This is a genomic window from Streptomyces sp. MK7, assembly GCF_032658145.1.
GTDB classification, from domain to species: domain Bacteria; phylum Actinomycetota; class Actinomycetes; order Streptomycetales; family Streptomycetaceae; genus Streptomyces; species Streptomyces spiralis.
Genome location: NZ_JAVACL010000172.1, coordinates 1 through 385 on the forward strand (window position 1 = coordinate 1; position 385 = coordinate 385).

The window sequence follows — 385 nt, forward strand, 5'->3', positions numbered from 1 at the left end:
CCGTATCCCTCGGTAAAACTTCCACGACGGTGCCGCGGTCAGTGCGGGCGCTTCTGGTTCTCGATGTACTCCTTGACCACGGCCAGTGGCGCACCACCGCAGGAGCCGGCGAAGCAGGAGGGCGACCAGAAGTGCTCGCCCCACAGGTACTTGTTGATGTGGTCGGGGAACTCCTGCCGCAGGCGCCGTGCGGAGACGCCTCTGAGGCTGCCGACGAGCCGGGACAGAGCGACGGACGGCGGGTAGCGGACGAGCAGATGGACATGATCTGTTTCGCCGAACTCCCGCAGCTCGGCGCCGAAGTCCTCGCACACCTTGTGCATGACCTCTTCGCAGCGGGTGAGGACCTGGCCGGTGAAGACCTCCCGCCGTTATTTCGGAGTGA

At 65.2% G+C, this 385-nt stretch carries 1 pseudogene; it reads right to left on the bottom strand.

The annotated features are described in order from the left end of the window. Positions 1–38: 38 nt before the first annotated feature. Positions 39–371: pseudogene (tnpA, locus tag R2S09_RS40350) on the bottom strand (IS200/IS605 family transposase); the annotation flags it as partial. Between the last annotated feature and the right edge of the window lie 14 nt (positions 372–385).